Origin of the sequence: Microbacterium trichothecenolyticum, assembly GCF_041938625.1 — a bacterium.
In the GTDB taxonomy this organism is placed as follows: domain Bacteria; phylum Actinomycetota; class Actinomycetes; order Actinomycetales; family Microbacteriaceae; genus Microbacterium; species Microbacterium trichothecenolyticum_D.
Window position 1 is genome coordinate 949101 of record NZ_CP169427.1, and the last position, 23709, is coordinate 972809.

At 70.9% G+C, this 23709-nt stretch carries 20 protein-coding genes; 7 read left to right on the top strand and 13 right to left on the bottom strand.

The window, feature by feature from the left end:
- Positions 1 to 55 precede the first annotated feature (55 nt).
- Complete coding sequence (locus ACEYYH_RS04330) at positions 56 to 1579, top strand: sugar transferase (protein WP_374977037.1); 1524 nt, start codon at positions 56 to 58, stop codon at positions 1577 to 1579.
- Between the two features lie 26 nt (positions 1580 to 1605).
- Complete coding sequence (locus ACEYYH_RS04335; RefSeq protein WP_374977038.1) at positions 1606 to 2781, top strand: glycosyltransferase; 1176 nt, start codon at positions 1606 to 1608, stop codon at positions 2779 to 2781.
- 136 nt (positions 2782 to 2917) lie between these two features.
- On the opposite strand, the gene ACEYYH_RS04340 is transcribed toward ACEYYH_RS04335, so the two are convergent.
- From ACEYYH_RS04340 to ACEYYH_RS04365, 6 genes are read right to left on the bottom strand one after another with little or no spacing between them, the layout of a single operon-like run.
- A complete protein-coding gene (locus ACEYYH_RS04340; protein WP_374977039.1) occupies positions 2918 to 3901 on the bottom strand; it encodes a glycosyltransferase family 2 protein in 984 nt (327 codons plus the stop codon).
- Between the two features lie 41 nt (positions 3902 to 3942).
- Positions 3943 to 4887 (bottom strand): glycosyltransferase, encoded by a 945-nt coding sequence (locus ACEYYH_RS04345; RefSeq protein ID WP_374977040.1) that lies wholly within the window; start codon positions 4885 to 4887, stop codon positions 3943 to 3945.
- A complete protein-coding gene (locus ACEYYH_RS04350) occupies positions 4884 to 5750 on the bottom strand; it encodes an SGNH/GDSL hydrolase family protein (RefSeq protein WP_374977041.1) in 867 nt (288 codons plus the stop codon). The genes ACEYYH_RS04345 and ACEYYH_RS04350 overlap by 4 nt, the downstream gene beginning before the upstream one ends.
- Positions 5747 to 6592: a glycosyltransferase gene (locus tag ACEYYH_RS04355; RefSeq protein ID WP_374977042.1), complete on the bottom strand. Its 846-nt coding sequence runs from the start codon at positions 6590 to 6592 to the stop codon at positions 5747 to 5749. The genes ACEYYH_RS04350 and ACEYYH_RS04355 overlap by 4 nt, the downstream gene beginning before the upstream one ends.
- Positions 6593 to 6600: 8 nt before the next feature.
- Entirely contained in the window at positions 6601 to 8178 is a 1578-nt protein-coding gene (locus ACEYYH_RS04360; RefSeq protein WP_374977043.1) for an O-antigen ligase family protein, read from the bottom strand.
- 30 nt (positions 8179 to 8208) lie between these two features.
- The gene (locus ACEYYH_RS04365; protein ID WP_374977044.1) at positions 8209 to 9105 is read right to left on the bottom strand and encodes a hypothetical protein; all 897 of its coding nucleotides are present in this window, start codon (positions 9103 to 9105) and stop codon (positions 8209 to 8211) included.
- 228 nt (positions 9106 to 9333) lie between these two features.
- On the opposite strand from ACEYYH_RS04365, the gene ACEYYH_RS04370 reads away from it, so the two are divergent.
- From ACEYYH_RS04370 to ACEYYH_RS04390, 5 genes are read left to right on the top strand one after another with little or no spacing between them, the layout of a single operon-like run.
- Positions 9334 to 10578 carry a glycosyltransferase family 4 protein gene (locus ACEYYH_RS04370; RefSeq protein ID WP_374977045.1) on the top strand — a complete coding sequence of 415 codons (1245 nt, stop codon included), beginning with the start codon at positions 9334 to 9336 and terminating at the stop codon, positions 10576 to 10578.
- The gene (locus ACEYYH_RS04375) at positions 10565 to 11491 is read left to right on the top strand and encodes a glycosyltransferase family 2 protein (RefSeq protein WP_374977046.1); all 927 of its coding nucleotides are present in this window, start codon (positions 10565 to 10567) and stop codon (positions 11489 to 11491) included. The genes ACEYYH_RS04370 and ACEYYH_RS04375 overlap by 14 nt, the downstream gene beginning before the upstream one ends.
- Positions 11488 to 12837: a wax ester/triacylglycerol synthase domain-containing protein gene (locus ACEYYH_RS04380; RefSeq protein WP_374977047.1), complete on the top strand. Its 1350-nt coding sequence runs from the start codon at positions 11488 to 11490 to the stop codon at positions 12835 to 12837. Before ACEYYH_RS04375 ends, ACEYYH_RS04380 begins: the two co-directional genes overlap by 4 nt.
- Positions 12834 to 13409: an acyltransferase gene (locus ACEYYH_RS04385; protein WP_374977048.1), complete on the top strand. Its 576-nt coding sequence runs from the start codon at positions 12834 to 12836 to the stop codon at positions 13407 to 13409. The genes ACEYYH_RS04380 and ACEYYH_RS04385 overlap by 4 nt, the downstream gene beginning before the upstream one ends.
- Before the next feature lie 4 nt (positions 13410 to 13413).
- Entirely contained in the window at positions 13414 to 15114 is a 1701-nt protein-coding gene (locus tag ACEYYH_RS04390; protein ID WP_374977049.1) for a S8 family serine peptidase, read from the top strand.
- Between the two features lie 264 nt (positions 15115 to 15378).
- Here the strand turns inward: ACEYYH_RS04390 and ACEYYH_RS04395 are convergent, their stop codons facing one another.
- The 7 genes from ACEYYH_RS04395 to ACEYYH_RS04425 form a co-directional block, all read right to left on the bottom strand.
- Positions 15379 to 16956, bottom strand: coding sequence for a lipopolysaccharide biosynthesis protein (locus ACEYYH_RS04395; RefSeq protein ID WP_374977050.1), 1578 nt, complete (start codon positions 16954 to 16956; stop codon positions 15379 to 15381).
- A 10-nt stretch (positions 16957 to 16966) separates the two neighbouring features.
- A complete protein-coding gene (locus ACEYYH_RS04400) occupies positions 16967 to 18514 on the bottom strand; it encodes a hypothetical protein (RefSeq protein WP_374977051.1) in 1548 nt (515 codons plus the stop codon).
- Between the two features lie 14 nt (positions 18515 to 18528).
- On the bottom strand, positions 18529 to 19815 hold the full coding sequence (locus ACEYYH_RS04405; protein WP_374977052.1) for a hypothetical protein: 1287 nt from the start codon (positions 19813 to 19815) through the stop codon (positions 18529 to 18531).
- Positions 19812 to 20861, bottom strand: coding sequence for an acyltransferase family protein (locus ACEYYH_RS04410; protein WP_374977053.1), 1050 nt, complete (start codon positions 20859 to 20861; stop codon positions 19812 to 19814). The genes ACEYYH_RS04405 and ACEYYH_RS04410 overlap by 4 nt, the downstream gene beginning before the upstream one ends.
- Before the next feature lie 23 nt (positions 20862 to 20884).
- Positions 20885 to 21643 (bottom strand): hypothetical protein, encoded by a 759-nt coding sequence (locus ACEYYH_RS04415; protein WP_374977054.1) that lies wholly within the window; start codon positions 21641 to 21643, stop codon positions 20885 to 20887.
- Between the two features lie 128 nt (positions 21644 to 21771).
- Positions 21772 to 21981: a hypothetical protein gene (locus tag ACEYYH_RS04420; RefSeq protein WP_374977055.1), complete on the bottom strand. Its 210-nt coding sequence runs from the start codon at positions 21979 to 21981 to the stop codon at positions 21772 to 21774.
- A gap of 293 nt (positions 21982 to 22274) precedes the next feature.
- Positions 22275 to 23618, bottom strand: a complete 1344-nt coding sequence (locus ACEYYH_RS04425; RefSeq protein WP_374977056.1) for a DUF222 domain-containing protein — start codon at positions 23616 to 23618, stop codon at positions 22275 to 22277.
- Between the last annotated feature and the right edge of the window lie 91 nt (positions 23619 to 23709).

A 23709-nucleotide genomic window follows, 5' to 3' on the forward strand; every position in this document is an offset into this window, starting at 1 on the left:
CTGGGGCCGATGGCCCCGGCATGCGTGTTCGGTTGCGTTCTTTGGGGGTACGCCCGTGTCATCTGCTTTTCTCGATCTTCGCTCCACCGCCCGTCCGGCGTCGCCGGTCGAGCTCTTCTCGACGGTCGCCGAGATCGCGCCGCAGCCTCGTCGGCTGGGCTGGCGACGCCGCCTCGCGTGGGGCATGGTCGCGACGGATGCTGCGGCCATCGCCGTCGCCGTGTTCACCGCGCAGTTCCTGAGGTTCGGCGACCCCGTACGCTCGGCGGGCGGGTGGACGGCCGATGCGGCCTACGCCCTCACCAGCCTCGCGCTCATCGTGGTGTGGCTGGTTTCGCTCGCCGCCACCCGCAGCCGGCTGCTGCGCAACATCGGCACCGGCATGGTCGAGTATCAGCGCGTGCTGCAGTCGACGCTGTTCACCTTCGGCGCCTTCGCGGTCGTCGCCTATCTGCTGCAGCTGCAGACCGCCCGCGGCTATCTCGCGATCGCGCTGCCGCTGGGCCTGGTGCTGCTGATCGTCGCACGCGGCGCGTGGCGCACGTACCTCCATGCGCTGCGGCGCGTAGGGCGCTGCATGACAGGGGCGATCGTCGTCGGTGGGCGGGAGGACGTGCTGCGCGTGCTGTCGCAGCTGCGCAGCCACTACCGCATCGGGTATCGCGCCATCGCGGTGAGCATGCCGGGGCAGCCTGGTGCGACCGCGCAGGAGGCCGAGTCCACTGCCGAGGTGCTGCCGTTCATCCCGCTCGAGGACGTCGCCCGTGTCTCGAAGCATCGCCGGGCGCGCGCCGTCATCGTGGCGGGCAGCCTGCCGGGCGGCAACGACGCGATCCGCCGGCTCGGGTGGGACCTCGAGAACTCGCAGGTCGAGCTGATCCTCATGTCGCGGCTGACAGACGTCGCAGGCCCGCGCATCCACATGCGCCCCATCAACGGCCTGCCCATGGTGCACGTCGACCTGCCGAACTACTCGGGCTACAGCCACGCGGTGAAGCGGATCTTCGATGTGTCGATCGTCACGGTCGCGCTGGTGCTGCTGTCGCCGGTGTTCGCCGCCATCGCGGTGGCCGTGCGCCTCGACAGTGAGGGTCCGGTGATCTTCCGTCAGGAGCGGGTCGGCGCCCACGGCACGCGGTTCACGATGCTCAAGTTCCGCTCGATGGTCGTCGACGCCGAGGCGCGCCTCGGGCAGCTGCGGGCGCTCGACGAGGGCAACGGCGTGCTGTTCAAGATGAAAGACGACCCCCGGGTCACCCGGGTGGGCCGCTTCCTCCGCGCGTACTCGCTCGACGAGCTGCCGCAGCTGTGGAACGTGCTGCGCGGCGACATGAGCCTGGTCGGCCCGCGCCCTCCGCTGCCGAGCGAGGTCGAGCAGTACCAGGGGCCCGTCAGTCGCCGGCTGCTCACCCGCCCCGGCATCACCGGCCTCTGGCAGGTCAACGGCCGCTCGAACCTCTCGTGGGAAGACAGCGTGCGGCTGGATCTGTACTACGTCGAGAACTGGTCGATCACCGGCGACATCGTCGTGCTCGCCAAGACCGTCAAAGCCGTGCTGCACAGCGACGGCGCCTACTGACTTCCACCCGACAGGTCGGAGAACTCATGTCAGGTCTCATCGTTCAGGAATGGATCGAACGCTCGGGCGGCGCCGAACAGGTGCTCGACGCCTTCCGGGTGGCACTGCCCGACTCTCGGCTGTTCGCTCTCTGGAGCGACGACGGCGAGCGGTTCCCCCGCAGCATCGTGGACGAGTCGTGGATGGCGCGCACCCCGCTGCGCAACCACAAGGCGATGGGGCTGCCCCTGATGCCCGCCACGTGGCGGGCCGCGAAGGTCGCCTCGACGCCGGACTGGGTGCTCACCAGCAGCTACGTGTTCGCGCATCACTGCGACTTCGGCACGCGCCACGGCGGCGTGCCCAAGTTCTCGTACGTGCACTCGCCCGCCCGCTACCTGTGGGAGCCCGAGCTCGACGGGCGAGGCAGCTCCGCCGCATTCGCGGCCGCCCGCAGCGTGCTCAAGCGCGTCGACCGTGACGCGGCCCGGCACGCCGGCGATCTGGCGGCCAACAGCGAGTTCGTGCGGCGGCGCATCCTTCGCTCGTGGGGGCGCGACGCCCGGGTGATCCACCCGCCGGTGAAGGCGCGGGAGATCATCGAGGGGGGCGACTGGGCCGAGGCGCTCACCGCTGAGGAGCAGGCCGTGCTCGAGGCGCTTCCCGTGCGCGGCTTCCTGATGGCGGCCTCGCGCCTCGTGCCGTACAAGCGCCACGACGCGGTGATCCGAATGGGAGACCGGCTCGGCATTCCCGTGGTCGTCGCGGGCACCGGGCCAGAGCGGGACTATCTGCGGGCGCTCGCCGCCTCGGCGTCGGTGCCCGTGCACATGCTGGGGTTCGTGTCGGACGCGCTCATGCGTGCCCTGTTCCAGCGCGCTCTCGCCTTCGTGTTCCCGCCGGTCGAGGATTTCGGCATCATCCCCGTCGAGGCCATGGCCGCGGGGTGCCCGGTGATCGTGAACCGCGTGGGGGGCGCCGCCGAGTCGGTGGTCGACGGCGTGACCGGCTTCACGGTCGACCCTGACGACACGGTCGAGTTCGCCGCGGCCGTGGCGGGTCTCGACCGCATCGACCCCGCCGCCGCGCGGGCGCGCGCTGCCGAGTTCGACATCTCCCGCTTCATCGGGTCGGTGCGCACGTGGGTGCTGGGGGCGACGGATGCTGCGCCTTCGGCGGAGGAGGCGCAAGTGAAGGCACCCATCCCTCTTCTCGGTCGTTGAGCGAGCGAGGGATTCTGCGCCTTCGGCGGAGGAGGCGGAAGTGAAGGCACCCATCCTTCTTCTCGGTCGTTGAGCGAGCGAGGAACGAGCGAGTCGAAACGCCCCGGCGATCTCGCAAACCCCGGCCGCGCTCCGCTCAACGGGCGGGAGCAGGAGTGCCGGCGGCCGGCTCCGGCAGCCGGCGGCCGAACAGTGCCGCCTCGGCGTGGGGGTAGCCCGAGCCCCAGTCGGCCCGCCGGCGCCAGACCGTCGACCACGGCCGGTTCGGGCGCCGCGTCACGGCCTCGAGTGCGGCGCGCACGGCGACGCCGGCCTTCAGCAGCAGCACCCCGACGGCGGCCCGTCGTGGTGTCCAGGTCTTCTCGAGGTAGGTAACCTTGCCGGCCAGCACCATCGAGCCCTTCGACGAGCCCGCCGACGACCCGCCCACCGTGTGGACGATCGCGGCGGGGGGATACACGACCCGGGCCATGCCCCGGGCGGCGGCCCGCATGCTGAACTCGGCGTCCTCGCCGTAGAGGAAGAAGTCCTCGTCCATGCCGCCGAGCTCGACGAAGTCGTCGCGGCGGATGAGCAGCAGGCATCCCGTGATGATCGGCACCTCGCGGATCGTGTCGCGCTGCCACGAGCCCAGCGACTCGGGGTCGAACAGGCGCGAGCGCTTGAACACGGTCGACAGCATCGTCGCGTACATGGTGAGCGACCACAGCGTCGGGGCGCCCCAGCACGATGACGGCTCGAGGGTCAGATCCTCGCGCAGCGTGCGCCCGCCGACGATGCGGTACTGCGGGTTCTCGCGGGCGAAGGCGATCAGCCGGGGGAGCGAGTGCTCGAGCATGACCGCGTCGGGGTTGAGCAGCAGCACGAACTCGCCGCGCGCGAGCGCGGCCCCGCGGTTGACCGCGCGCGCGAATCCGAGGTTCTCGCCGGCCTCGACGACGTCGATGCCCGGGTGTGCGGCGCGCAGCGCCGCCGCACTGCCGTCGCGCGAGCCGTTGTCGACCACGACCACCTGCTCATTCAGGCTCCCGGCGTGCTCGAGCACCGACGCGACGCACGCGATGGTGTCGTCGCGGGTCTCGTAGTTGACGATGACGACGGTGACGTCAGTGCTCGGCACGTGCGGACCTCCAGGTTGCTGTCGCGATGGGATGCCGCGGCTCAGAGCGGAACGGGCGCCAGGTGTTCTGACTGCACGGCGCGCCACCGCCGGGCGGTGTCGAGGGTCGATGGGCGGATCGCGTCCGCTTCGCACACCACCGCGAGCCCTCGGTCGCCCAGGAACCGCGCCAGATCCCGCTGGTGCGCGTCGACGTGCTCGCCGTGCTCGACCGCCCGCGGGGCGAGCACCGGCACCTTTCCGGCCGAGAGCGCCGCGAGCGCGGTGCCCGTGCCGGCGTGGCCGATCACGACGTCCGCCTGCCGCAGCGCCGCACCGAGCTCGCTCGACGGCAGCGACGTGACGGCGTCGATCGGCAGGTCCGACACGTCGGTCGCACCGACCTGCCACAGCGTCTCGACGGAGCCGTCGAGGTCGTCGAGCGCGGCACGGGCGCCGTCGACGAGCCGGCGGTACCCGAAGTCGCCGTTGCCGCCGACCGTGACCACGGCTCGGCGGATCGGTGCGGGGTGGTCGACGGGCTCGACGCGGAAGCCGTCGAACACCGACAGCGCGTACCGCCAGCGGGCGTTCACGGCGTGCGGGTATTGCACGTACCGGTCGACCCAGGGCACCCGCTCCATCACCTTGCCGGTCGCCGAGATGCCGGTGACGCGCGTGGCGCTCTCGATGTACGTGAACGGCAGGCGCCGTGCCGACGCGGGCACGAGCGCCGACAGCGCGATCTGGGCGCCGGTGCTGATGACGCGGTCGACCTTGTGGGCTTTCATCGCCTGCAGCGCGATGCCGGTGTCGCGCATGACGCCGGCGTAGTCGCGGGGCGGCCGGGTGGGAACGTGGTACACCGTCTGCCCCTCGAGGAGCGACCGGCTCTGCGCGGTGTCGTCGGTCAGCCACACGACGTCGTCGCCGTCGGCGACGCGCGGGGCGAGCATCGTGAGTTGCGTGAGGTGGCCGCCCGAGATCGCGACGAGGAGCGTGGTCATGATGCGGCCTCCACGAGGGTGTTCCAGGCGATCTCGGCGATCACCTGCTGGCCCGCCACGGACGGGTGGAAGTGGTCGATCGCCGAGATCTCGGCGGGGGAGAACTCGTAGTCGAAGACGGCGCCGCCGTCCGACGTGCAGGTGGGCACGGCCGCGCAGACCTCGGCGATGACGGCGTTGAGCTCGACGGTGCGGGCCGCGACCGCGTCGCGTCGCTCGGTGGACGCCGCGTCGGTGGCTGCGGCGTCGCCCAGCAGGTTGCTGCACGACGGGCTGCTGTCCCAGATCTGCCGGGTTGCCGCGTCCTGGCTTCCGACCTCCCATAGGTGGTACAGGTCGGGGATCGACAGCGCGAGCACGCGAGCGTCGGGGAGGCCCTCGCTCAGCGCGGCGAGAAGCGCGGTGTACGACGCGCGGAAGTCCTCGACGCTCGTCATGCCGTCGACGTCGGCGTCGCACACGTCGTTGCCGCCGAGGAGCACGAGTACGAGCTGCGGCTGGGCGGCGATCACCTCGTCGACGCGTGCGACCGCGTCGGCGACGGTGCCGCCGTCCTTCGCGGAGTTGACGGTGTCGGGAACGCTGCCCGACGCCGCAGCGACACGCATGGCGATCGAGCCGACCGCGGGGTCGTCGCCGGTCGCCCAGCTCGCCGCCATGCAGCGGCCGGGCTCGTCGCACGCGTTCACCCCGAGGGTCATCGAGTCGCCGAGGGCGCCGATCGTCGTGACGTCGCCGATTCCCGGACTGGTCTCGATATCCGCGAGGTCGACCGGCTCCGGCACGGGGGCCGCCGCGCAGGCGGTGAGCACCCCCAGGAGGAGCCCGATCGTCGCGATCGTCGCTGCACGTCGTCTTCTCATGCCATCACCCGGCTCGTGTCGTCGCGGTTCCAGGTCGAGGTGCGCGCGCGGGCGATGTCGCGGCGGGCGAGCACGTTCGGGAGCGTCCAGCTGACGCAGTACACGGCGAAGGGCACCCACAGGCGCGGCCTTCCCGCGACCCGCCGGACCAGCCCACCGCGAGTACCCGCGGTGGGCTGGTCGGCGTCCGAGTGCTGCGCGCCGTCGGGCAGCTCGCGGTTTCCGCGCGCGATGCGCACCGAGCGGCGCAGGTGCGTGCGCATGTCGGCGGCTGAGCGCACGCTGAAGGAATGGTCGGCGAGCGTCGCGCGCTCGGCGGGGGCGAACAGCTGCTGCACGAACCGGTCGTCGGCGATGATGTCGGGCCACGTGTCGAACCGCGCGCGGCCGGCCGCCGTCATGGCGTAGACCCCCGATCCGATGTGACCCTGGCGCCGGTAGTCGCTGAGCTCCCAGATGCGGTAGTGCTGGCGCACGAGCCACGACGCCGCGGAGGTGTCGACGTGCAGCCGTGGCGAGGCGACCTCGACGCCGGGCTCCTCGAGCGCGTCGGCGAGGGCGAGCAGCGCGTCGGGGTCGATGCGCACGTCGGCGTCGAGATAGACACGCGGGAAGACGGATGCTGCCTCATCGCCCGCTTGCAGAGCCGCGATCTTCGACGCGCGAGGCGTCTCGACCACGCGCACTCCCTCGTACGAACGGGCCCGAGCCACGGTGTCGTCGGTGCAGCCGTTGGCCGCGACGACGATCTCGAACTCGTCCCGCCGGTCGGACGCGCACAGCGCGCCCAGCGCGCGGTCGATGACCGCGCCCTCGTTGTGAGCCGGTATGACGACGCTCATCCTCGCGCTCACCGCACGGCCCCCGCGCTCGCCGGCTCCGGGGTCCACGCCGGCTTCGGCGCGGAGGCCTTGCGCGAGCCCTCCGTGTACACCCACGCAGCCACCGCCAGCAGCATCATGTGCACCAGGAACGACTGGAAGAACCCGAACGCGTCGAAGAAGAAGAGCGCCGCGCTGTACCCCGCCATCGAGACCGCGAGCGCGAACGCGAGGAGCGCGTGCCGCGGCTCGGCTGCCCAGCGCAGCGCGTAGACGAGGAGCATGACGACGGGCGCGAGCATGAAGATCGCATAGCCGATGACGCCGAGCGCGCCCGCCTCCATCAGGATGCCGAGCACCTGGTTGTCGAGGATGAACGAGTTCGCGTCGTCGCCGACGACGATGCGGCTGCCGTACCCCTGCCCGAAGAAGGGGAACTGCCGCACTTCGACGAACGCGGGTTCCAGGTCGGCGAGACGCCCGGCGCCGGTCATGCCCGCCGAGGTGTACTGCGACGCGATGAGCGTGTCGACATCGAGGAACGACAGCAGCATCGACTCGACCTGCGCCGGCACGACGAACATCGCCAGCAGCAGCCCCGGCACCGCGAAGGCCAGCAGCAGCAGCGCGACCTTGGGCCGCAGCACCAGCGCGATCAGGAACATGACGCCCATCACCACGACGGCCGTGCGCGAGATGGCGGCGATGATGCCGCCGAACACGATGAAGGTGCCGATGCCGTAGGCGATGCGCCGGTTCCAGATGTTGCGCGGCCAGATCGCGTACTTCGCGAGGTAGATGAGGATCGGCAGGAACATGCAGAGCATGACGGCGAGGGCGATCGGATGCTGCGCCGATCCGTACGCACGATTCACACCGGCCCGCGTGGCGTCGCCGCCGTCGTCCCGGAGCACGATCAGCGGCAGGAAGTTCGCGAGCATGAGGAACACGTTGGTGCGCGCCACCCGCTCGAGGACGGCGAAGAAGGCGACGATCACGGCCATCCACGAGAGCACCGTGAGGAAGCCCATGACCATGCGCTCGCTCGTCAGCATCTGGCGCACCGAGTAGAACACCGAGAGCAGGACGCCGAGCTGGAAGAAGCCCGACAGGGAGGTGTTGGCAAGTCCCAGGTTCGCCAGGCGCATGCCGTTCACGATGAACGAGACCAGGAGGGTCGCCAGGAAGATGCCGATGGGCCAGCCGAACGCGACGGGCCGCCACCGGCGGGACCGGTCGAACAGGAACGCGAGCCCGAGCGCGAAGATCGCGATGAAGATCATGAGGCGGTACGCCTCGAGCGCGAACGGCAGCGGGATGGGCAGCGCGTAGCGCCGGGCCGGGATGAACATGACGGTCGCCGCGAGCAGGAACAGCAGGGCCGGCCACGTGAACAGGATGCGGCGCAGCAGCACGATGAGGGCGATGCCGAGGAGGGCCGCGCCCATCGCGATCGGGGGGAGGAAGATCACCCCGACCACCACGATGGCGGCGAACAGGATCGCGACCCCGGCGACGGTGGCCCAGTGTGCTCCGCCGCCGGGTGCGGTCTCGTCGGGTGGCGCGTCGGTCTCGTCCGCGGGTGCGTGCGCGGTGCGGGTCGACATGTCGGTGCTCCGAGGAGAGGTCGTCGTCGCCTACGCGGTCTCGTCCTCGCGAGCGGCTCGGCCGGATCGGCGCGACGGCGGCCCTGCGCCGACCAGCTCGCCGACTTCGACCTCGGGCACGACGTCGTCGGCGTTCTCCGCGGGAGTCGCCGGCGCAGCATCCGTCTCGTCCACCGGCTCTTCCGCCGCTGCGGCAGCCTTCTTCTCGGCGCGAGCGGCCTTGCGCTTCGCGGACCGCGAGCGCAGGCCGGCGATGATGAAGACCAGCACGACGAACGCGAGGAAGACGCCCACGAACGTGACGACGACCGGGATCGCGGGGTTGGAGGACTCGCCCTCCACCGCGGGGCTCGCGCCGATCGGCTCGAGCATCACGCGGAGCTCGGGCGCGAGCTGCTGCTCGTCCTGCTGGGCGACGACGTAGGTCGTGAAGGCTGCCGCCGCGGCGCGCGAGATCTCTTCGGCGCGGTCCGCGGTCTCGGCGGTGCCGACGGCCTCGAGCACCGGCAGGCTGAGCCGGCCGGGGAAGCGCTCGTCGCCGGTCGGCTGCGTCGTGCGGCGCAGCGCGGTGATCGACTCGGTCTCGTCGTCGAGCGGGCCGATCTCGGCCTCGACGGCGTCCTGGATCATGTCGCCCGACAGGATGTACGCGTACACGAGAGCGGTCGAGGCCAGGTCGATGACCTGCGGGTCGGAGGTGCCCTGCTGGATCGGCACGCCCGGCACTTCGGCCTGGTACAGCCGGTCGGCCGGGCTCGTGACCAGCATCGTGGTCGCAGCCGACCACGTCTGCTGAGCTCTCGAGACGACCTGACCGTTGACGATCGCGAAGCCGGCGAAGAACGCGGCCACCGCGGCGACGAGGGCGCCGAAAACCAGCACCCACTTGTAGTTCCACAGGACTTGCAGGTACTTCGGAGTCTCCATCAGACACCTCTCTCCGTGTGCTTCCGGACGCAGACCGCCCGAACCCCCAGCACGCCATCGGGCCGCCCACGTCGCGCACCGGACCCAGAATTGTGGTGACGCGACAAGACTTGCACTGCCATGGTCGCGCCGGATTGTTAACGGCGCCCTGTGCGTTTGTTGCACGGGTGTAAAGACTGGGCGACATTCGGCGGCCCGGGTTGTGCCCGTCCGAAGGGCTCCCACAGAGTGTTGAGCGAGAGCCTGCAGCGGCTCCTATGGAGGCGGGCTCGTCCTGGGGGAGGTGGCGTTCTGGCAGTCCTGTACAGCTTCCCGCATGCGCTCGGTGCCCCGGGCATCGGCTGGACGGCATGGAACCAGGTGAACGAGCTGGTCCGCGCCGGCGTCGACGTGCATATCGTCGCGGCGTCCGTCGCCAAGCCGGTCGAGGGTGCGGCGTCCGTGCGGACGACCCTCGCCTTCCGTGGCCGGCGCGTTCCGCACCGGCTCCTCGGGCGCGACCGCGCCCGGCGCTTTCATGATGCCGTCGCCGCGGGTCTGGTCGACCGGCTGCTGAGCGCCGGGTCCGACGGCGATGTCGTGCACGCCTGGCCGCTCGCGTCGGTGCGGACTCTCCAGGCGGCGCGCCGGCTCGGCATCCCGGGCGTGCGCGAGGTGCCCAACACCCACACCGCGCACGCGTACGACGTCGTGGCGCGCGAGTACGAGGCGCTCGGCCTCGAGCCCCGTCGCGGTGAGAGCCACACCGCCGATCCGCGCCGGCTTGCCATCGAAGAGAGCGAGTACGCGGCCGCGGCCGGGCTGCTCGTGCCGAGCGAGGCCGTCGCCGACACGTTCCTGGCGCGCGGGTTCGACGACGACCGGTTGCTCCGCCACCGCTACGGCTGCACGGTGACCACACCGCCCGCGCGTGCGAGCGAGGGACCCTTCACCGCCGTGTTCCTCGGCCGGGGCACGCCGCGCAAGGGACTGCACACCGCGCTTCAGGCGTGGACGGCCTCGAAGGCTTCGATCGAGGGCCGGTTCCTGGTCTACGGCCTGCTCGACGACGACTATGCCGAATACCTCGCGCCCCTGCTCGCCCACCCGAGCGTCGACGTGCGGGGCGTCACGTCCGAGCCGATGCACGTGCTGGCCTCGGCGGATGTGATGCTGCTGCCGACCGTCGAGGAGGGCAGCGCCCTCGTGACGTACGAGGCGCAGGTGGCCGGGTGCGTCCCGCTCGTCTCGGTCGCCGCCGGCGCGGTCATCGACGAGGGTGTGACCGGCATGACGCATGAGGTGGGCGACGTCGGCGTGCTGACGGCGCAGCTCGACCTCCTGGTGGAACGCCCGGAGGTGCTCGCCGGAATGTCGAGCGCCGCGATGGCGCGGGCCGACCAGCTGAGCTGGGCGGCGGCGACGCAGGCGACTCTTGCGGCCTACGGCGAGGCCGCGCGGCTCGTGAGGAGATCGACGGATGCCGCGGCCTGAGGATGTGACTCTCGCGATCTGCACGCGCGAGAGGCCGGAGATGCTCGCCGCGGCGCTCGCCTCGTTCACCGCGGTGACGCCGCCGGGGGTGCAGATCCTCGTCATCGATTCGGCGTCGACGACGCCGGCGACGTGGCAGGTCGCCGAGGCGGCGGGCGTCGACTACGTGCGCAGCGACATCAAGGGGCTCTCGATCGCCCGCAACCTCGCGCTCGAGACCAGCCGGCGGCCGATCGTGGTGTTCACCGACGATGACTGCGCCGCCGTCGAGGGCTGGATGGCGCCGATCCTCGAGGGGTTCGACGATCCGGCCGTCGGGGCGGTGACCGGACGGATGCTGGACCACACACTTGTCGGCACACAGCAGGCGCCGCCTTCCCGTCGATTCACGCGGACCATCGAAGGCATCGACGCCGGGCACGGCGCGATCATGGCCTTCCGGCGCGAGCAGCTCGTCGCACTCGGCGGGTTCGACCCGGTGCTGGGCGCCGGGCGCACGCTCGCCGGGGCGGAGGATCTCGACATGTTCTGCCGTGTGCTCGACGACGGCGCGCACATCGTCTACGACCCGGCGTGCGTCGTGCATCACGTGCACACGCGCGCTGACGACGCCTACACCCAGCTCCATCACGGCTATGGGCTCGGCCTTGGCGCACTCACCGCGAAGTGGGTGCGGCTGCGGGCGCGGGTGGGCGTGCGTCTGTTCGCCGTGGTCGCGAAGCGCACGCTGTCGCGCGCGGTGCACAACCGGCGCGAGCACCGGCGACGGGACGCTGACATCGCGCTGTTCCGCGGGTTCCTCGGCGGGTTCTTCACGGCCGTGCGCTTCGCGCTCGACGGGCGTGTGTTCATCGACGAGGACCCGCCCGCGCCGATCACGCTCGGCGTCGCGACGCACGGAGGAGAGCAATGAGCGCGCACCCCGAACTCGCCCGCCGGGCGCAGCTGATCAGCTCGCTCGACGAGAAGTACGTGTCGAACGCGGTCACATTCGCCGCGATGCACGCCGCGGGCACGATGATCGTCGACGGAGCGTCGCTGCGGGGGCCCGACGGCGCGCTCGACCGTGCCGCGATCCGCCATCGGGTGGAGCGGCTGAGCTGGTTCGCGCCGGCGATGCGGCAGCGACTGGTGCCGACGCCGCTGCGCCTCACGACGCCCGCGTGGGTGCCCGTGACGAGCCTCGACCTGGACTATCACGTCCGCTTCCACGACGGCGTTGAGCCCGACGACCCGACCCGGGTCGAGCGGTTCACCGGGCGCCTGAGCCCCACGATGGACCCGACGCGGCCGCTCTGGGACTTCGAGTTCGTCGAGCTCGATTCCGGGCGCGTGGCGATCGTCATGCGCTACCACCACGTGGTGGGCGACGCGATGTACGGCCTGCGGATCGGCGACGTGATCGCCGGCACGACGCCGACACCCGAGCCGCCGAAGCCGGGCGAGGCCGAGTACGCCGAGCTCGGCATCGCGCCCCGCAACGGACTCGAGGTGCTCGCCCTCGCGTTCGCGCAGTGGCGCGAGCGCAACCCGGGCCTGCGGCAGGCGTGGCACGCGTACTGGCGCAAGTCGTTCCGCATGCGGCTGCGCCGCTGGGGCGGGCGGCTGCTGCGCCCGGTGAAGAACGCGCGCATCGCGCGGACGGGCCTCCTCGCCGACGTGCGGGAGGGTCGCCGCTCGGCGTACGAGGTGGCCGATCTCGCCGCCGCCACGCGCCGCGCGTACAAGCTGGGTGGCACCGTCAACGACCTGGTCACCGCCGCCACGCTCATCGCGATGGCGCGTCAGCGCCCCGACGCCGAGACCCTGTCGATCCTCGTGCCGATCTCGCGACGCGGGGCCGGTGACGGCGGGGTGCGCAACGACATCAGCGTCGTGAAGGTGTCGGTCGCGGCATCCGCTCCCCTGGAAGAGATCGTGCCGAGCGTGCGCGCGCAGGTGCAGGCGGCCGTGGAATCGGGTGGCTCGGTGGTCGAGGGCGCCGAGGACTGGGTGGGCTACGCGACCTCGGTGACCTGGGGTCGCGACGAGCGCTTCTTCGGCACCGCGCCGGTCGAGACGGTCACCGGGTGGCCGGCGGGCGACCCGCGCGACGAGGTCGCGTGCCTGGCCTGCTCGTACCGGCGCGACCTCGTGATCAGCGTGACAGTGCGCGAGTCGGTCGATCTCCCCGCGCTCATGGCGGTCTACCGCGAGCTCCTCGCGCCGGCGCCGGCGCCGGCGCCGGTGGCGGCGGCGACGGAAGGTGCCGCGCGATGAGCCGCCTGCGAGGTGCGCTGGGTTCGGTGCTCGACCCGCGCACGCTGCTGCACGGGCTGAGACTGGCGCATTTCCACGGGTACTCGTTCGTGCGGCAGGTGCCGCTGATCCAGATGGGCGAGGGGGTCTCGATGGCTCCGAACGTGTCGTTCCGCAACGGGGAGCGCATCTCGATCGGCGCCGGCACGCACATCGGCGAGTTCAGCCTGATCTGGGCCGGCAACGAGTCCGGTCGCATCGAGATCGGCGAGAAGTGCCTGTTCGCGCCGCACGTGATGGTGACGGCCTCGAACTACGGCGTCGAGATGGGACCGGTCGCGATCATGGACCAGCCCAAGATCGAGAACGATGTGGTGATCGGCGCCGGATCGTGGTTGGGTGCGAACGTGGTGGTTCTGGCGGGCGTGACGATCGGCGAGGGCGCCGTGGTCGCGGCCGGGGCAGTGGTGACGAAGGACGTTCCGGCGTTCTCGATCGTCGGAGGGGTTCCGGCACGCGTCATCGGCGAGAGGCCTTCGGGCCAGGAAGTGGGAGTGAGCAGTGGGGAAGCTCAGAAGGAGACAGTCCAGTAGGGCGATGCGCGTCGCCGGGATCGCGGTGGGGACCGCGGTGGTGGCGTCATTGCTGGGCGGCGGGATCGCCTCGGCCTCGTTCGCGGCCGGCGACGAGGCGGGTGTGTACACCGTCAGCTTCCGGTCGACCGAGGGGCTGGATGCTGCGCTGGAGGGCATCGCGGCAGAGCCCGACGCCGTCTACGACAGCGTGGTGAAGGGCTTCACCGGGTACCTGACCGCCGACGAGGTCGCCCTGCTGCGGGTGTCGTCGACGGTGCGCGGAATCTCGGCGAACAAGGTCGTGGTCGGTGCCGCGCAGACGACAACGCCGGCCGTGGGAACGGTCGAGGCCGACCTGCCGCCGACGAGCGCCACCTCGGCAGGCGCGTGGGACGGACCCGGTCTCGCGATCATCGACTCGGGCGTGAGCGTGCACACCGACCTCAACGTGGCCCGGCAGATCAACTGCTTCGGCAGCGGCGACGGCACCGACGCGAACGGCCACGGCACGGGCGTCGCCGGTGCGGCCGCGGCCATCAACAACACCGTGGGGCTCGTCGGCATCGCGCCGGGCGCGCCGATCACGTCGGTGCGTGTGCTCGACAGCAAGATGCAGGGCACGTCGGCGACGCTGATGTGCGGACTCGAGTGGGTCATGGAGAATCATGAGCGCTACGACATCGCCGTGATGAACATGAGCATGCAGTTCGGCCAGTCCGACGACGGCAACTGCGGATACACGAACGGCGACGTCATCCACCAGGCGATCTGTGCGCTCGTCGAGGACGGCGTCGTCGTGGTCGCGGCCGCGGGGAACTCGACGCGCGACCTGGCGCAGTACTCGCCGGGCAACTTCGACGAGGTGATCACGGTCACCAACGTCGCCGATTACGACGGCAAGCCCGGTTCACGTGCAGCGAAGCTCTGCAGCGAGTCGTCCGCCCCGGTCGACGACACGATCAACCCGAAGAGCAACTGGGCGGTGAGTGCGGCCGACAAGGCACACACGATCGCAGCCCCCGGCACGTGCCCGTACACGACCAAGAAGGGCAACCGGTACGGCTACATCGCGTCGGGCACGAGCATGTCCGCCGCGGTGATGTCGGGCGTCGTGCTCGCGTGCTTCGCCGAGGGCACGTGCGAGGGCCGCACTCCGCGCGAGGTCTTCCAGATCCTCGAGGGGCAGGCGCAGGCCGCCGCCACGACGCGGGGCAAGCGCTTCACGGGCGACCCGCTCAGCCCGATCTCGGGCCGGTACTCGGGTTGGCTCGCGTCGACGGTGCCGACCGGCACCACGCCCACGCCGACGCCGACTCCGACTCCGACTCCGACTCCGACTCCGACGCCGACGCCGACGCCGACGCCGACGCCCACTCCGACGCCGACGCCGACGCCGACCCCGACTCCGACCCCGACCCCGACTCCGACGCCCGATACGCAGGCGCCGACGGCGACGATCACGACGCCGGCCTCGGGTTCGACCGTCTCGGGCAGCGTCACGGTGCGGGTGACGGCCACCGACAACGTGGCGGTCACGGGGGTAACGCTGTGGTCGGGCGCGACAAGGCTCGGCACGCTGACGAAGCAATCCGACGGCTCGTGGGCGGGCACGCTGCCGTCGAGCAGCTACCCGAACGCGACGTATCCCGTCCACGCCCGCGCGGTCGACGCGGCAGGCAACACCGGCTACAGCCCGACGATCTCGCTGACGCTCCGCAACTGACCCGCCCCCTCGCTCGTTGAGCGAAGCGCGTCGCACCCGCGTTCTGCGCCGGGTGCGGCGCGTTTCGACTCGCAAGCTCGCTCAACGAGCGGGGGAGGAGGCGCCGGCCCACCTCCCCGCTCGTTGAGCCGAGGGCGCTCCAGCGCCCGCAGTCGAAACGCCCTGGGTCTTCGGGAGTGCCCGGCGCGTTTCGACTCTGCGTTTCGACTCGCAAGCTCGCTCAACTCAATGACCGAAGAAGGCTCCCGCCCCCCGAGCCCGGGGTCAGCGGTTCTGCTTGAGTTGGCGCTTCTCGATCTCGGCGTCGAGCACGTCGCCGGGGGTCGCGGCCTCCTCCAGGAGCACGGCCTCGACTGCCTCCGCAGCCTCGTCCGTCGCCTCGGCACGGGGCTTTGGCTTGCGCATCTGCTTCACGAACCCCATGATCTGCGCCACGTCCCGCCGGTACGCGGGGATGAGCAGCAGCGGCCCCATCACAACCGCCCCGGCAACGCCGCCGACGAGGATCTCGAGGATCGGGATGAGATCCACAGCGCGGGTCGCGGCGAATGCCGCCCCGAACGCCAGCAGCGCGAACGCCAGCGGGCGCAGCACCGGGAAGACGATGTCGCTGCCGCGCACGAACGTGCCGCGGATCGCGAACGCGAAGCCGGGGATGAGAAGGAGGGCCGACAGGATGCCGTAGGTCAGGGCGAGTCCGTAGATCCCGCCCCACCAGATCCCGACGAAGAAACCCACGACTACGAGTGGCCGAGCAACGAGGTCGTAGAGCAGCTGCTGGTGCGAGCGGCCCATCGTGATGAAGAGCCAGCCGCGCACCTTGCCGATGCCCTGGGCGATGCCGGCGATCGCGAGGATGCTGAACAGCATGGCGGCCTGCTCCCAGCCGGGTCCGAGGAGGATCGCGAACAGCGGCTCCGAGATCGTCGCGAGGATCGCGTACGTGGGGAGCGTGAGGTAGCCGATCACCAGCAAAGCGCCCCGGATGTACCGGCGGTACCGGTCGCCGTCGTCCTGCAGCTTGCTGAGCACGGGAAGGGCGACGCGCCCGATGGGCCCGTTCAGCTGCTGCAACGGCATGAGGAACAGCGCGTACGCGCGCGAGTACTGGCCGAGCACCGCCGGCCCGAGCTGCTGGCCGATGATGACGGTGTCGGCGTTGCGCTCGACGTAGTTGAGCAGCTCGGCGCCGAAGATGCTGCCGCCGCGCGAGACGAGAGGCACGACGTCGCGGTGAATGCGGGGCCAGCCCGGGTGCGGCTTGATGGCGACCCAGAGCATGACGAGCCGCACCACGAGTCCCGTGCCGACCATGAGGATGAGCGCCCAGTACCCCCACCCCAGCAGGCCTCCGGTGATCGCCGCCGCGACCCCGCCCACCATCGACACGACGTCGATGCGGGCGAGCAGCGCGAACTTGAGCTCGCGCGTCGCCCGCGCCTGCAGCGGCATGGTGAGCCCGTTGACGATGAGGCTCGGCGCGATGACGAGAGTGATCAGCACGAGCTGGGGTTCGTTGTACAGGTCGGCGATGAGCGGCGCGCACGCCGCAAGAATCCCCCCGAGCAGAACGCCGAGCCCCAAAGCCAGCCAGAACAGCGACCGCCACGCGCGCTCCGTGATCTCGCGCGCCTGGATGATCGCGCCGGTGAGCCCGAAGTCGCGGACGAGGTCGATGATGCCCGAGATGGCCGTCACCATTGCGACGAGACCGAAGTCCTCGGGGCTGAGGAGCCGCCCGAGCAGCATGATCGCGGCCATCTGGATGAGGGTCTTGCCCCACATCCCGCCCATGGTCACGACGATGCCGCGCGAGGCGCGATGGGCGAGGTTCGTATCCACGTTCACGGGGTCACGACCAGATCTGCGCGAGGTAGCCCTCGGTGGGCTCCGGTGTCAGCTGGTCGAACTCGGCCGCGCCCCACTGCTCGAGCGACGGATCGGCGGTGAAGGCGCCGTCGTTCGCGGGGCGCACGGTCGACGACGCCAGCGTGTTGCGCACAGTGCCCCACGTAGATTCGTAGATCGTGCCGAAGACATACGAGTCGTAGGCGTGCAGCTGCCCGGCCTCGCCGGAGCCGTTGATCGCCTGGTTGATCGTCGGCGGCTCGGTATCCGCCGGCTGCGGGTACCGCACGCGCACCGCGGTCGCCTGCGAGGTGATCACGCTGTGGTCGATCGTGACGAACGGGGTGCCCCTGCGGGGATCGGATGCTGGAGAGCCGCCGATCTGCAGACCGCAGTTGCGCGAGCCGAAGAAAGTGGAATCCCGCACGGTGAGCCCTCGGTACCAGCCGTTGCCGTACATCTGGAGCGTGTCGAGGTGATCGGTCGCCCCCACCGGCCGGAAGACGGGTGCGACGTAACAGCCTTCGAACACGCTCTTGTCGAGCGTGGAGCCGGCGCCGGCGGCGTAGCCGAGCGGGTCGGTGATGCCCGTCCTCGGCTCGAGCACCACGATCTCGTACGCGCCGCAGTTCTCGGTCACGGCGTTGTACGACGAGGCCATGCTGAAGCCCGCCGTGAAGCGCGACTGCGCCCAGGCGCTCCGCGTGCCGTTGGTGAGCAGCATCCGGTCGCCGTTGATCCGCGCGAAAGTGACGCCGTGCACGTCGCGCAGCCGCGCCGGCGTCGAGATCGTGACGCTGCCCCAGCCTTCGAGCGGCGAGACGAGCACGTTCTGGCCCCAGTTCGCGTCGCCCATGCCGCGCAGCACCGGCGTCGAGCCGCTCGACGATCCGTTGCCGGGCAGCGTCCCCGGCCGCACCCGGATGTGCACACCGGCCGCCGCCTGCTCCGCCGTGACAGCGCGAATCGCCGCGCCGATCGCCGCCCACGTACAGTCGACGTCGATGGTGTGCGGCGCGACGGCGCCGATCCACGGCGTGTGCGCGGGCCAGTGCGTGCCGTTAGGGCCGAATGACCGTACAACCGCGGGCCGCGTCTCGCCGTACCCCGCGATGACCGCGTTCGCACCGCCGACGGCGGTTCCCGATTCGAACAGTGTCGCGCTCGCGACGCTGCCGTTGGGCAGCGGCTGCACGTCCGCGCGCAGGCTGATGGTGGCCCCGGCCCCGGGCGCCAGCACGCCGACGGCGGTGGCCGTGCCCGTGGGGCTGATCGTGGTCGTCCAGCCGTCCAGCGGCTCGGCGTCGATCAAGGTGGTCGCACCCGACGCGGTCACGACCAGCATCACCTCGCTCGCGATGCTCGCGGGGGTGGGGTTCGTCACCGTGAAGGTGAGCCACTGCTCGCCCACGGCCGACACCGGTTCGACGGTGAGCGTCAGCGGCACCGGTGTCTCCTCGCTCGCCGCCGCGAGCGGCGCCTGCACGGCGACCATGATCACCGGCGTCGCCCACGCGCCCGCCCTCAGTACCGTTCGCCGGTCCAGCTCCATTCGCGGTGCTCCTTCTATTTCCAGATCGACTTCAGGTACGCGTCAGTGGGAATGGGCGTCAGCGAGTCGAACTTGGACGCGCCCCACGAGTTCATCGAGCTGTCGTACGTCCATTTGCCCGAGGCGACCGGGTTGCGGGTCACCGCCTGGTCGTACGACACCTTCGTGTTCGAGACGGCCCCCCACTTGCTGCGGTACATCGAGCCGAAGATGTACGAGTCGTTGGCGTAGAGCTGGAAGTCCTCGCCGATCCCGTTGATGGCCTGCGCGAGCGACGGCGCGTCGGCGCCCGAGGGCTTGGGGTACCGCACCTTGATCGCGGTGGCCTGCGACGTGATGATGCTGTGGTCGACCGTGAGGAACCGCGTGCCCTTGTTGGGGTCGTCACTGCGCATGCCGCCGATCTGCAGGGCGCAGTTGAGGGACCCGAAGAACGTGGTGTCGCGCACGGTGAGCCCGCGGTACCAGCCCGACCCGTACATCTGGATCGTGTCGACGTGGTCGGTGGCGCCGGTGGGGCGGAACACCGGGGCTGAGTAGCATCCGTCCCACACGCTGTCGGTCATGACGGAGCCGGAGCCGGCGGCGTACCCGAGCGGGTCGGAGATGTCGGCCTTCACGTTGCTCATGACGATCTCGTAGGCGCCGCACTCCTTGGTGGTCGCGCCGTACGACGAGGCCATGCTGAGGCCGTCCGACATGACGGACTGCGCCCAGGCGCTGCGCGTGCAGTTGGTGAGCAGCACGTCGACGCCGTTGATGCGCGCGAATGTCACGCCGTACACCTCGCGCAGGCGCGCGGGCTCGGTGATGACGACCGAGCCCCAGCCGTCGCGCGGCGACACGAGCACGTTCTTCGCCCAGGTGGCGCTGCCCAGTCCCTGCAGCACGGCCTTCGATCCCGACGAGGCGCCGAGGCCGGGCAGGGTGCCGGGCCGCACCTTGATGTGCACGCCGGCGGCCGCCTGCGACGCGGTCACCGCGAGCAGCGCCGTGCGGATCGCCGCCCACGTGCAGGCGACTTCTACGGTCGTGACGGTGTCTTTGATCCACGGCGTGTGGGCGGGCCAGTGGGTGCCGTTGGGCCCGAACGAACGCACCACCGCCGGCCGGGCGGCGCCGACGATGGCCGCGGGCGTGCCGGTCGGTGCGACGCCGGTCGCCGATGCGGAGGGGACGGATGCTGTCGCCGAAGGCCCGCCCGAAGTCTGGGCTGGCGAGCACATGGCGGTGGCCGCGGCGGGCGCGGCGACGGCGAGGAGGCGGACGAACGATCGGCGGCTGAACGGGCTGGTGGTCATGGTGCGGGCCTTCCGTCGGTGGTGGAGAACGTTCCGGTGGGGTGCGCAACGGTTCCCGAACGGCGGGCGGGCCACGCGAACAGCAGATCGAGGGCGGGCAGGACGCGCAGCAGGTGCACCATGACGACGCCGGCGCCGAGTCCGAACACGAACCCGACGGCGAGGGCGATCCATGAGTTGCCGGTGAGGGCGCCCAAGGCGACGCCGGCGCTCGCCGGCCACCAGTGCACGATGTAGTAGACGAGCGAGTCGCGTCCGACGGCGCGGAGGGGACGCAGCATCCGTGCCGATCCGAACCGGCGTGCGATGACGATGGCGATGCCGATGCCACCGGCGGCGAACGGTGCCGACAGCGCGGTGTAGCGCAGGCCGACGCCCACGGCTGCTGCGGCGACGGTGGCGAGGGCGAGCGCCGCGCACGCCCAGACCACCCAGCGGCGGGCGAGTGTGCGCTCGAGGGCGCCGACGTGCTGCGAGAACCAGACGCCGATCATGAAGAACACGAGCAGCAGGAAGAAGCGCCGCATGCCGAAGTCGGGCACGAGGGCGGCGGCGACGAGTGCGCCGCCGGCGATCCACAGCGGCGGTATTCGGGGCGTGACGAGCGCGACCATATAGAAGAGGAACAGGTCGTACAGGAACCAGAGGTGCTCGACCGGGTCGTACAGCGGCAGGAGCAGGTCCCACGGGGTGACGACGTGCGTGGTGACGCCGCCGACGACACCTTCACGGATGCCGAAGCCATAGAGGAGTGCGAGCGCGATGATCGACCACACGATGTAGGGCCAGAGTACGCGGCGCACCTTGCCGGTGACGTAGGCGCGCGGCCCGCGGCGGAGCGATCCGGCGACGAGCAGGCCCGACAGGAACACCATGAGCGGCATGCGCACGGGGGAGAAGATCGTGTTGAGCACCCACGCGATCTCGGGTGCGCCGAGCGGGGAGGAGCTCGCGAACAGGATGGCGTGGTTGAACACCACGAGGATGATCGACGTCCCGCGGAGGACGTCCATCCACTCGATGCGCGACTTCTCGACCGCTGCCATCTGGTGCCTTACGCGCCGGCCGCTCAGGTTCTCCGGCGCCGGCTCAGCGCGATCCCGCCGACGATGGCTGCCGCGGCGGCGATGGTCGCGGCGACCGTCCAGCCGACGGCTGCGCCGGTCGAGGCGAGCGCACCGTCGGCAGCGGCTGACGTGGGGGTCGCCGCTGCCGACGGCACTGGCGTCGCCGTGGCCGTCGGCACAGGGGTCGTCGGAGAGGGAGTCGGCGACGCCGTCGGGGTGGGAGTGGGGGTCGGTGTGGGTGTGGGGGTGGGCGTCGGAGTTGGCGTGGGGGTCGGAGTCGGGGTCGGGGTCGGAGTCGGGGTCGGGGTCGGAGTCGGGGTCGGGGTGGGCCCGCAGCCGATGACGGTGACGAGCGGGCTCGGGTAGGTGATGAGTCCGGTGGTCCACGAGGGCTCAGCATCGCCACGCGCGGCGTAGCCATAGGCGATCGCCGACGTGTCGTGGAGGTCCTCGCAGGGGTGTCCGGTGATGGTCACCTCGTGGGTGCGCACCTCGCCCGGCTCAAAGCGGGTCGGCCCAAAGGTGTAGACCCTGCCGTCGGGGCCGTTGACGCGCGCGGTGCCCCAGGCGGGAACCGAGGACGCGTTGCGGGTGGACACCAAGATCTCCGCCACCTTGGGCGAGGTGAACTCTATGACGACGCTGACGTCGCCGACCACGGCGCTGCCCTCCGCCGACGCCGCGACGGCGGCGAGTGCCCCGCCGCCGAGGCCGAGGGTGATCGCGGCCGCCAGGATTGTGATTCTTCTGCCTCTGTACATGTGCTGCCCCAAGCCCAAAGAGAACGCCCGGGGCCGTTTCCCTTCCGGCTCCGGGCGGCAGTGCCCCATCTGGGTGCCACGCTACGGTGATTCGACCTGCGGGGGGTTACCTCCGCGTTTCGTGTCGGTTAAGCCCGGTGTTCAGGCGTTTGGGGTGCCGGGGTGTCGCCGTAGTAGTGCCGGACGGACTCGCGGGAGTCGATGACGAGGAGCACGTAGAGGGTAACGGCCGCAGTGGCGACGAGGGCGAAGAGCGCGACGGCGACGGTGGTGAGGACTCGGATCACGGTGGGGGCGGGGCTCCGGCGACGAGGGGGGAGGGTGATGGCGTTCGTCAAGCTTAGGCTTCCGGCGGACGCTTGCGTGGCGCCGTGCAGGTGATCGGATGAGTGGATGCTGCGTCGCGGCGCCCCCGGTCGCGTCCTGCCTGCGCGGGTGGTGGTGTGGGGCGCGCGGTCGGTGGTGTGGGCGCGCGTGTGGGCGGCCCGGAGCGTTGTCGGGCGCCGCGCTGTCACGCGCCGCGGTCACGGGTCATGCGCCGCGGTCACGGGTCGCGCGTCGGCGTCACGGTCACGCGCCGGCGTCCGAATCCCGTGCCCGGCGTCGGCATCCCGCGCCGGCGCCGCGCCGATCAGGCGACGAGGTCGAACCGCGCCCGGCCGCCGAGTCGGGGTGTGCGATCAGGGTCGACGTGCGCGGGCGGCAGGAACCACACCTTCGCGCGTGTTCCCTTCCCTTCGATCCGAATGTCCCACCCGTTGTCGTGGATCCGGTGGTGGCAGGCTTCGCAGAGCAGCACCCCATTGTCGATGTCGGTGGGCCCGGCGTCTCTCGCCCACCATCTGATGTGGTGGGCCTTCGTGTGGGAGGGCGGGGCACCGCACTTGGCGCAGCCGCCGTCGCGTTCGACGAGAACGAGCTTCTGCGCTGTCGTGTAGAGGCGCTGGATGCGACCCCAGTCGAGAATCTCGCTGTCGGCTCCGAGAACGCAGGAGATGATTCCGCCGCCGGCAGCCATGCGCCGTGCGGTTGTGATGGAGACCGGGGCAGCGATGCCGTCGATGGTCGCGTACCCGGTGCCGGTGACGAGGTCTTCGTGGTCGATCCGCACCACGACCGTCGCGCCCCCGAGGGGGAGGTCCTTGTTCGCGCACCCGAGGGCGTGCTCGGCCAGGCGGGTCAGGGCGTCGGCCTGCATCTGCGGAACGCTGCGGCGCGCAGCATCCGTTCCGCCCTGCGCGGCATCGCGTTCGGCGCGAAGTTCTGCCCCGACCATCGTCTCGATCGCGAGCTTGACCGGAGCACCGTGCTCGGGATCGAGCCTGCCGTTGATGACGACCATGCCCCGGCGGTCTTCGTAGATGTGCAGCGCCCGCTCGGCTCGCAGTTCTTCTTCGCGGGCTTCGACGCCGGCCGGGTCGAGCTGGGCTTCGGCGCGCGTGATCAGTCGGGCGAGCTGATCGGATGCGAGCCCGGGCGCCTTCTCGACGAGCCGCTTCTCCATCTCGCCGGTAGCCTCACGCCCCGCGCGCAGCACGACCTTGTCGAGCATCGTGATGATCGCGCTCGCCGCAGCCGCTCCGATACGGCCGGCTGCGAGCGCGGCCGCCACGTGCGGGTGGCGCGCCGGCGCCGCCTCACCGCTCAATGTCATGCGGGGTGCCGTGGCCTCCCCGACCTTGACCAGCCGCGCCGCTTCGCCGGCACTCGTTCCGCCAACGGTGGCGATCAGCGCGGTCGGATTGCGGAACCCCTGCTGCTTGGCGAGCCCATCAGGCCCGAGCTCGGGCCGCGACTGCCGCGCGATCTCGGCGGCAACCCGTGCCCGCGCCGCGTCGAGAAGTCGTTGGCTGTCGGCGAGCTGTTCGTTGAGACGAATCAGCGCCCCCGGTGCCAGCGCTTCAATCGCTTCCTCGGCCCACAGCACCCGCGCGGAGTCGACCGCCGCAGCGAGGGGAGCGAGGTGATCGGTCATGGGTTCAGATTACCGCATGGAGGGTGATTTGTCGAACAAAATAACGAACATTCCTTGAGAATACCGCTCAAGGGATGAAGAGTATCAAGCA

Excerpts from the sequence above, each read along its gene's own strand:
- ACEYYH_RS04350 (WP_374977041.1), bottom strand. The coding sequence starts at position 5,750 with ATGAGAAGACGACGTGCAGCGACGATCGCGACGATCGGGCTCCTCCTG.
- ACEYYH_RS04405 (WP_374977052.1), bottom strand. The coding sequence starts at position 19,815 with ATGACCACCAGCCCGTTCAGCCGCCGATCGTTCGTCCGCCTCCTCGCC.
- ACEYYH_RS04385 (WP_374977048.1), top strand. The coding sequence starts at position 12,834 with ATGAGCCGCCTGCGAGGTGCGCTGGGTTCGGTGCTCGACCCGCGCACG.
- ACEYYH_RS04335 (WP_374977038.1), top strand. The coding sequence starts at position 1,606 with ATGTCAGGTCTCATCGTTCAGGAATGGATCGAACGCTCGGGCGGCGCC.
- ACEYYH_RS04400 (WP_374977051.1), bottom strand. The coding sequence starts at position 18,514 with ATGGAGCTGGACCGGCGAACGGTACTGAGGGCGGGCGCGTGGGCGACG.
- ACEYYH_RS04345 (WP_374977040.1), bottom strand. The coding sequence starts at position 4,887 with ATGACCACGCTCCTCGTCGCGATCTCGGGCGGCCACCTCACGCAACTC.
- ACEYYH_RS04410 (WP_374977053.1), bottom strand. The coding sequence starts at position 20,861 with ATGGCAGCGGTCGAGAAGTCGCGCATCGAGTGGATGGACGTCCTCCGC.
- ACEYYH_RS04415 (WP_374977054.1), bottom strand. The coding sequence starts at position 21,643 with ATGTACAGAGGCAGAAGAATCACAATCCTGGCGGCCGCGATCACCCTC.
- ACEYYH_RS04425 (WP_374977056.1), bottom strand. The coding sequence starts at position 23,618 with ATGACCGATCACCTCGCTCCCCTCGCTGCGGCGGTCGACTCCGCGCGG.
- ACEYYH_RS04375 (WP_374977046.1), top strand. The coding sequence starts at position 10,565 with ATGCCGCGGCCTGAGGATGTGACTCTCGCGATCTGCACGCGCGAGAGG.
- ACEYYH_RS04390 (WP_374977049.1), top strand. The coding sequence starts at position 13,414 with ATGCGCGTCGCCGGGATCGCGGTGGGGACCGCGGTGGTGGCGTCATTG.
- ACEYYH_RS04360 (WP_374977043.1), bottom strand. The coding sequence starts at position 8,178 with ATGTCGACCCGCACCGCGCACGCACCCGCGGACGAGACCGACGCGCCA.
- ACEYYH_RS04380 (WP_374977047.1), top strand. The coding sequence starts at position 11,488 with ATGAGCGCGCACCCCGAACTCGCCCGCCGGGCGCAGCTGATCAGCTCG.
- ACEYYH_RS04365 (WP_374977044.1), bottom strand. The coding sequence starts at position 9,105 with ATGGAGACTCCGAAGTACCTGCAAGTCCTGTGGAACTACAAGTGGGTG.
- ACEYYH_RS04355 (WP_374977042.1), bottom strand. The coding sequence starts at position 6,592 with ATGAGCGTCGTCATACCGGCTCACAACGAGGGCGCGGTCATCGACCGC.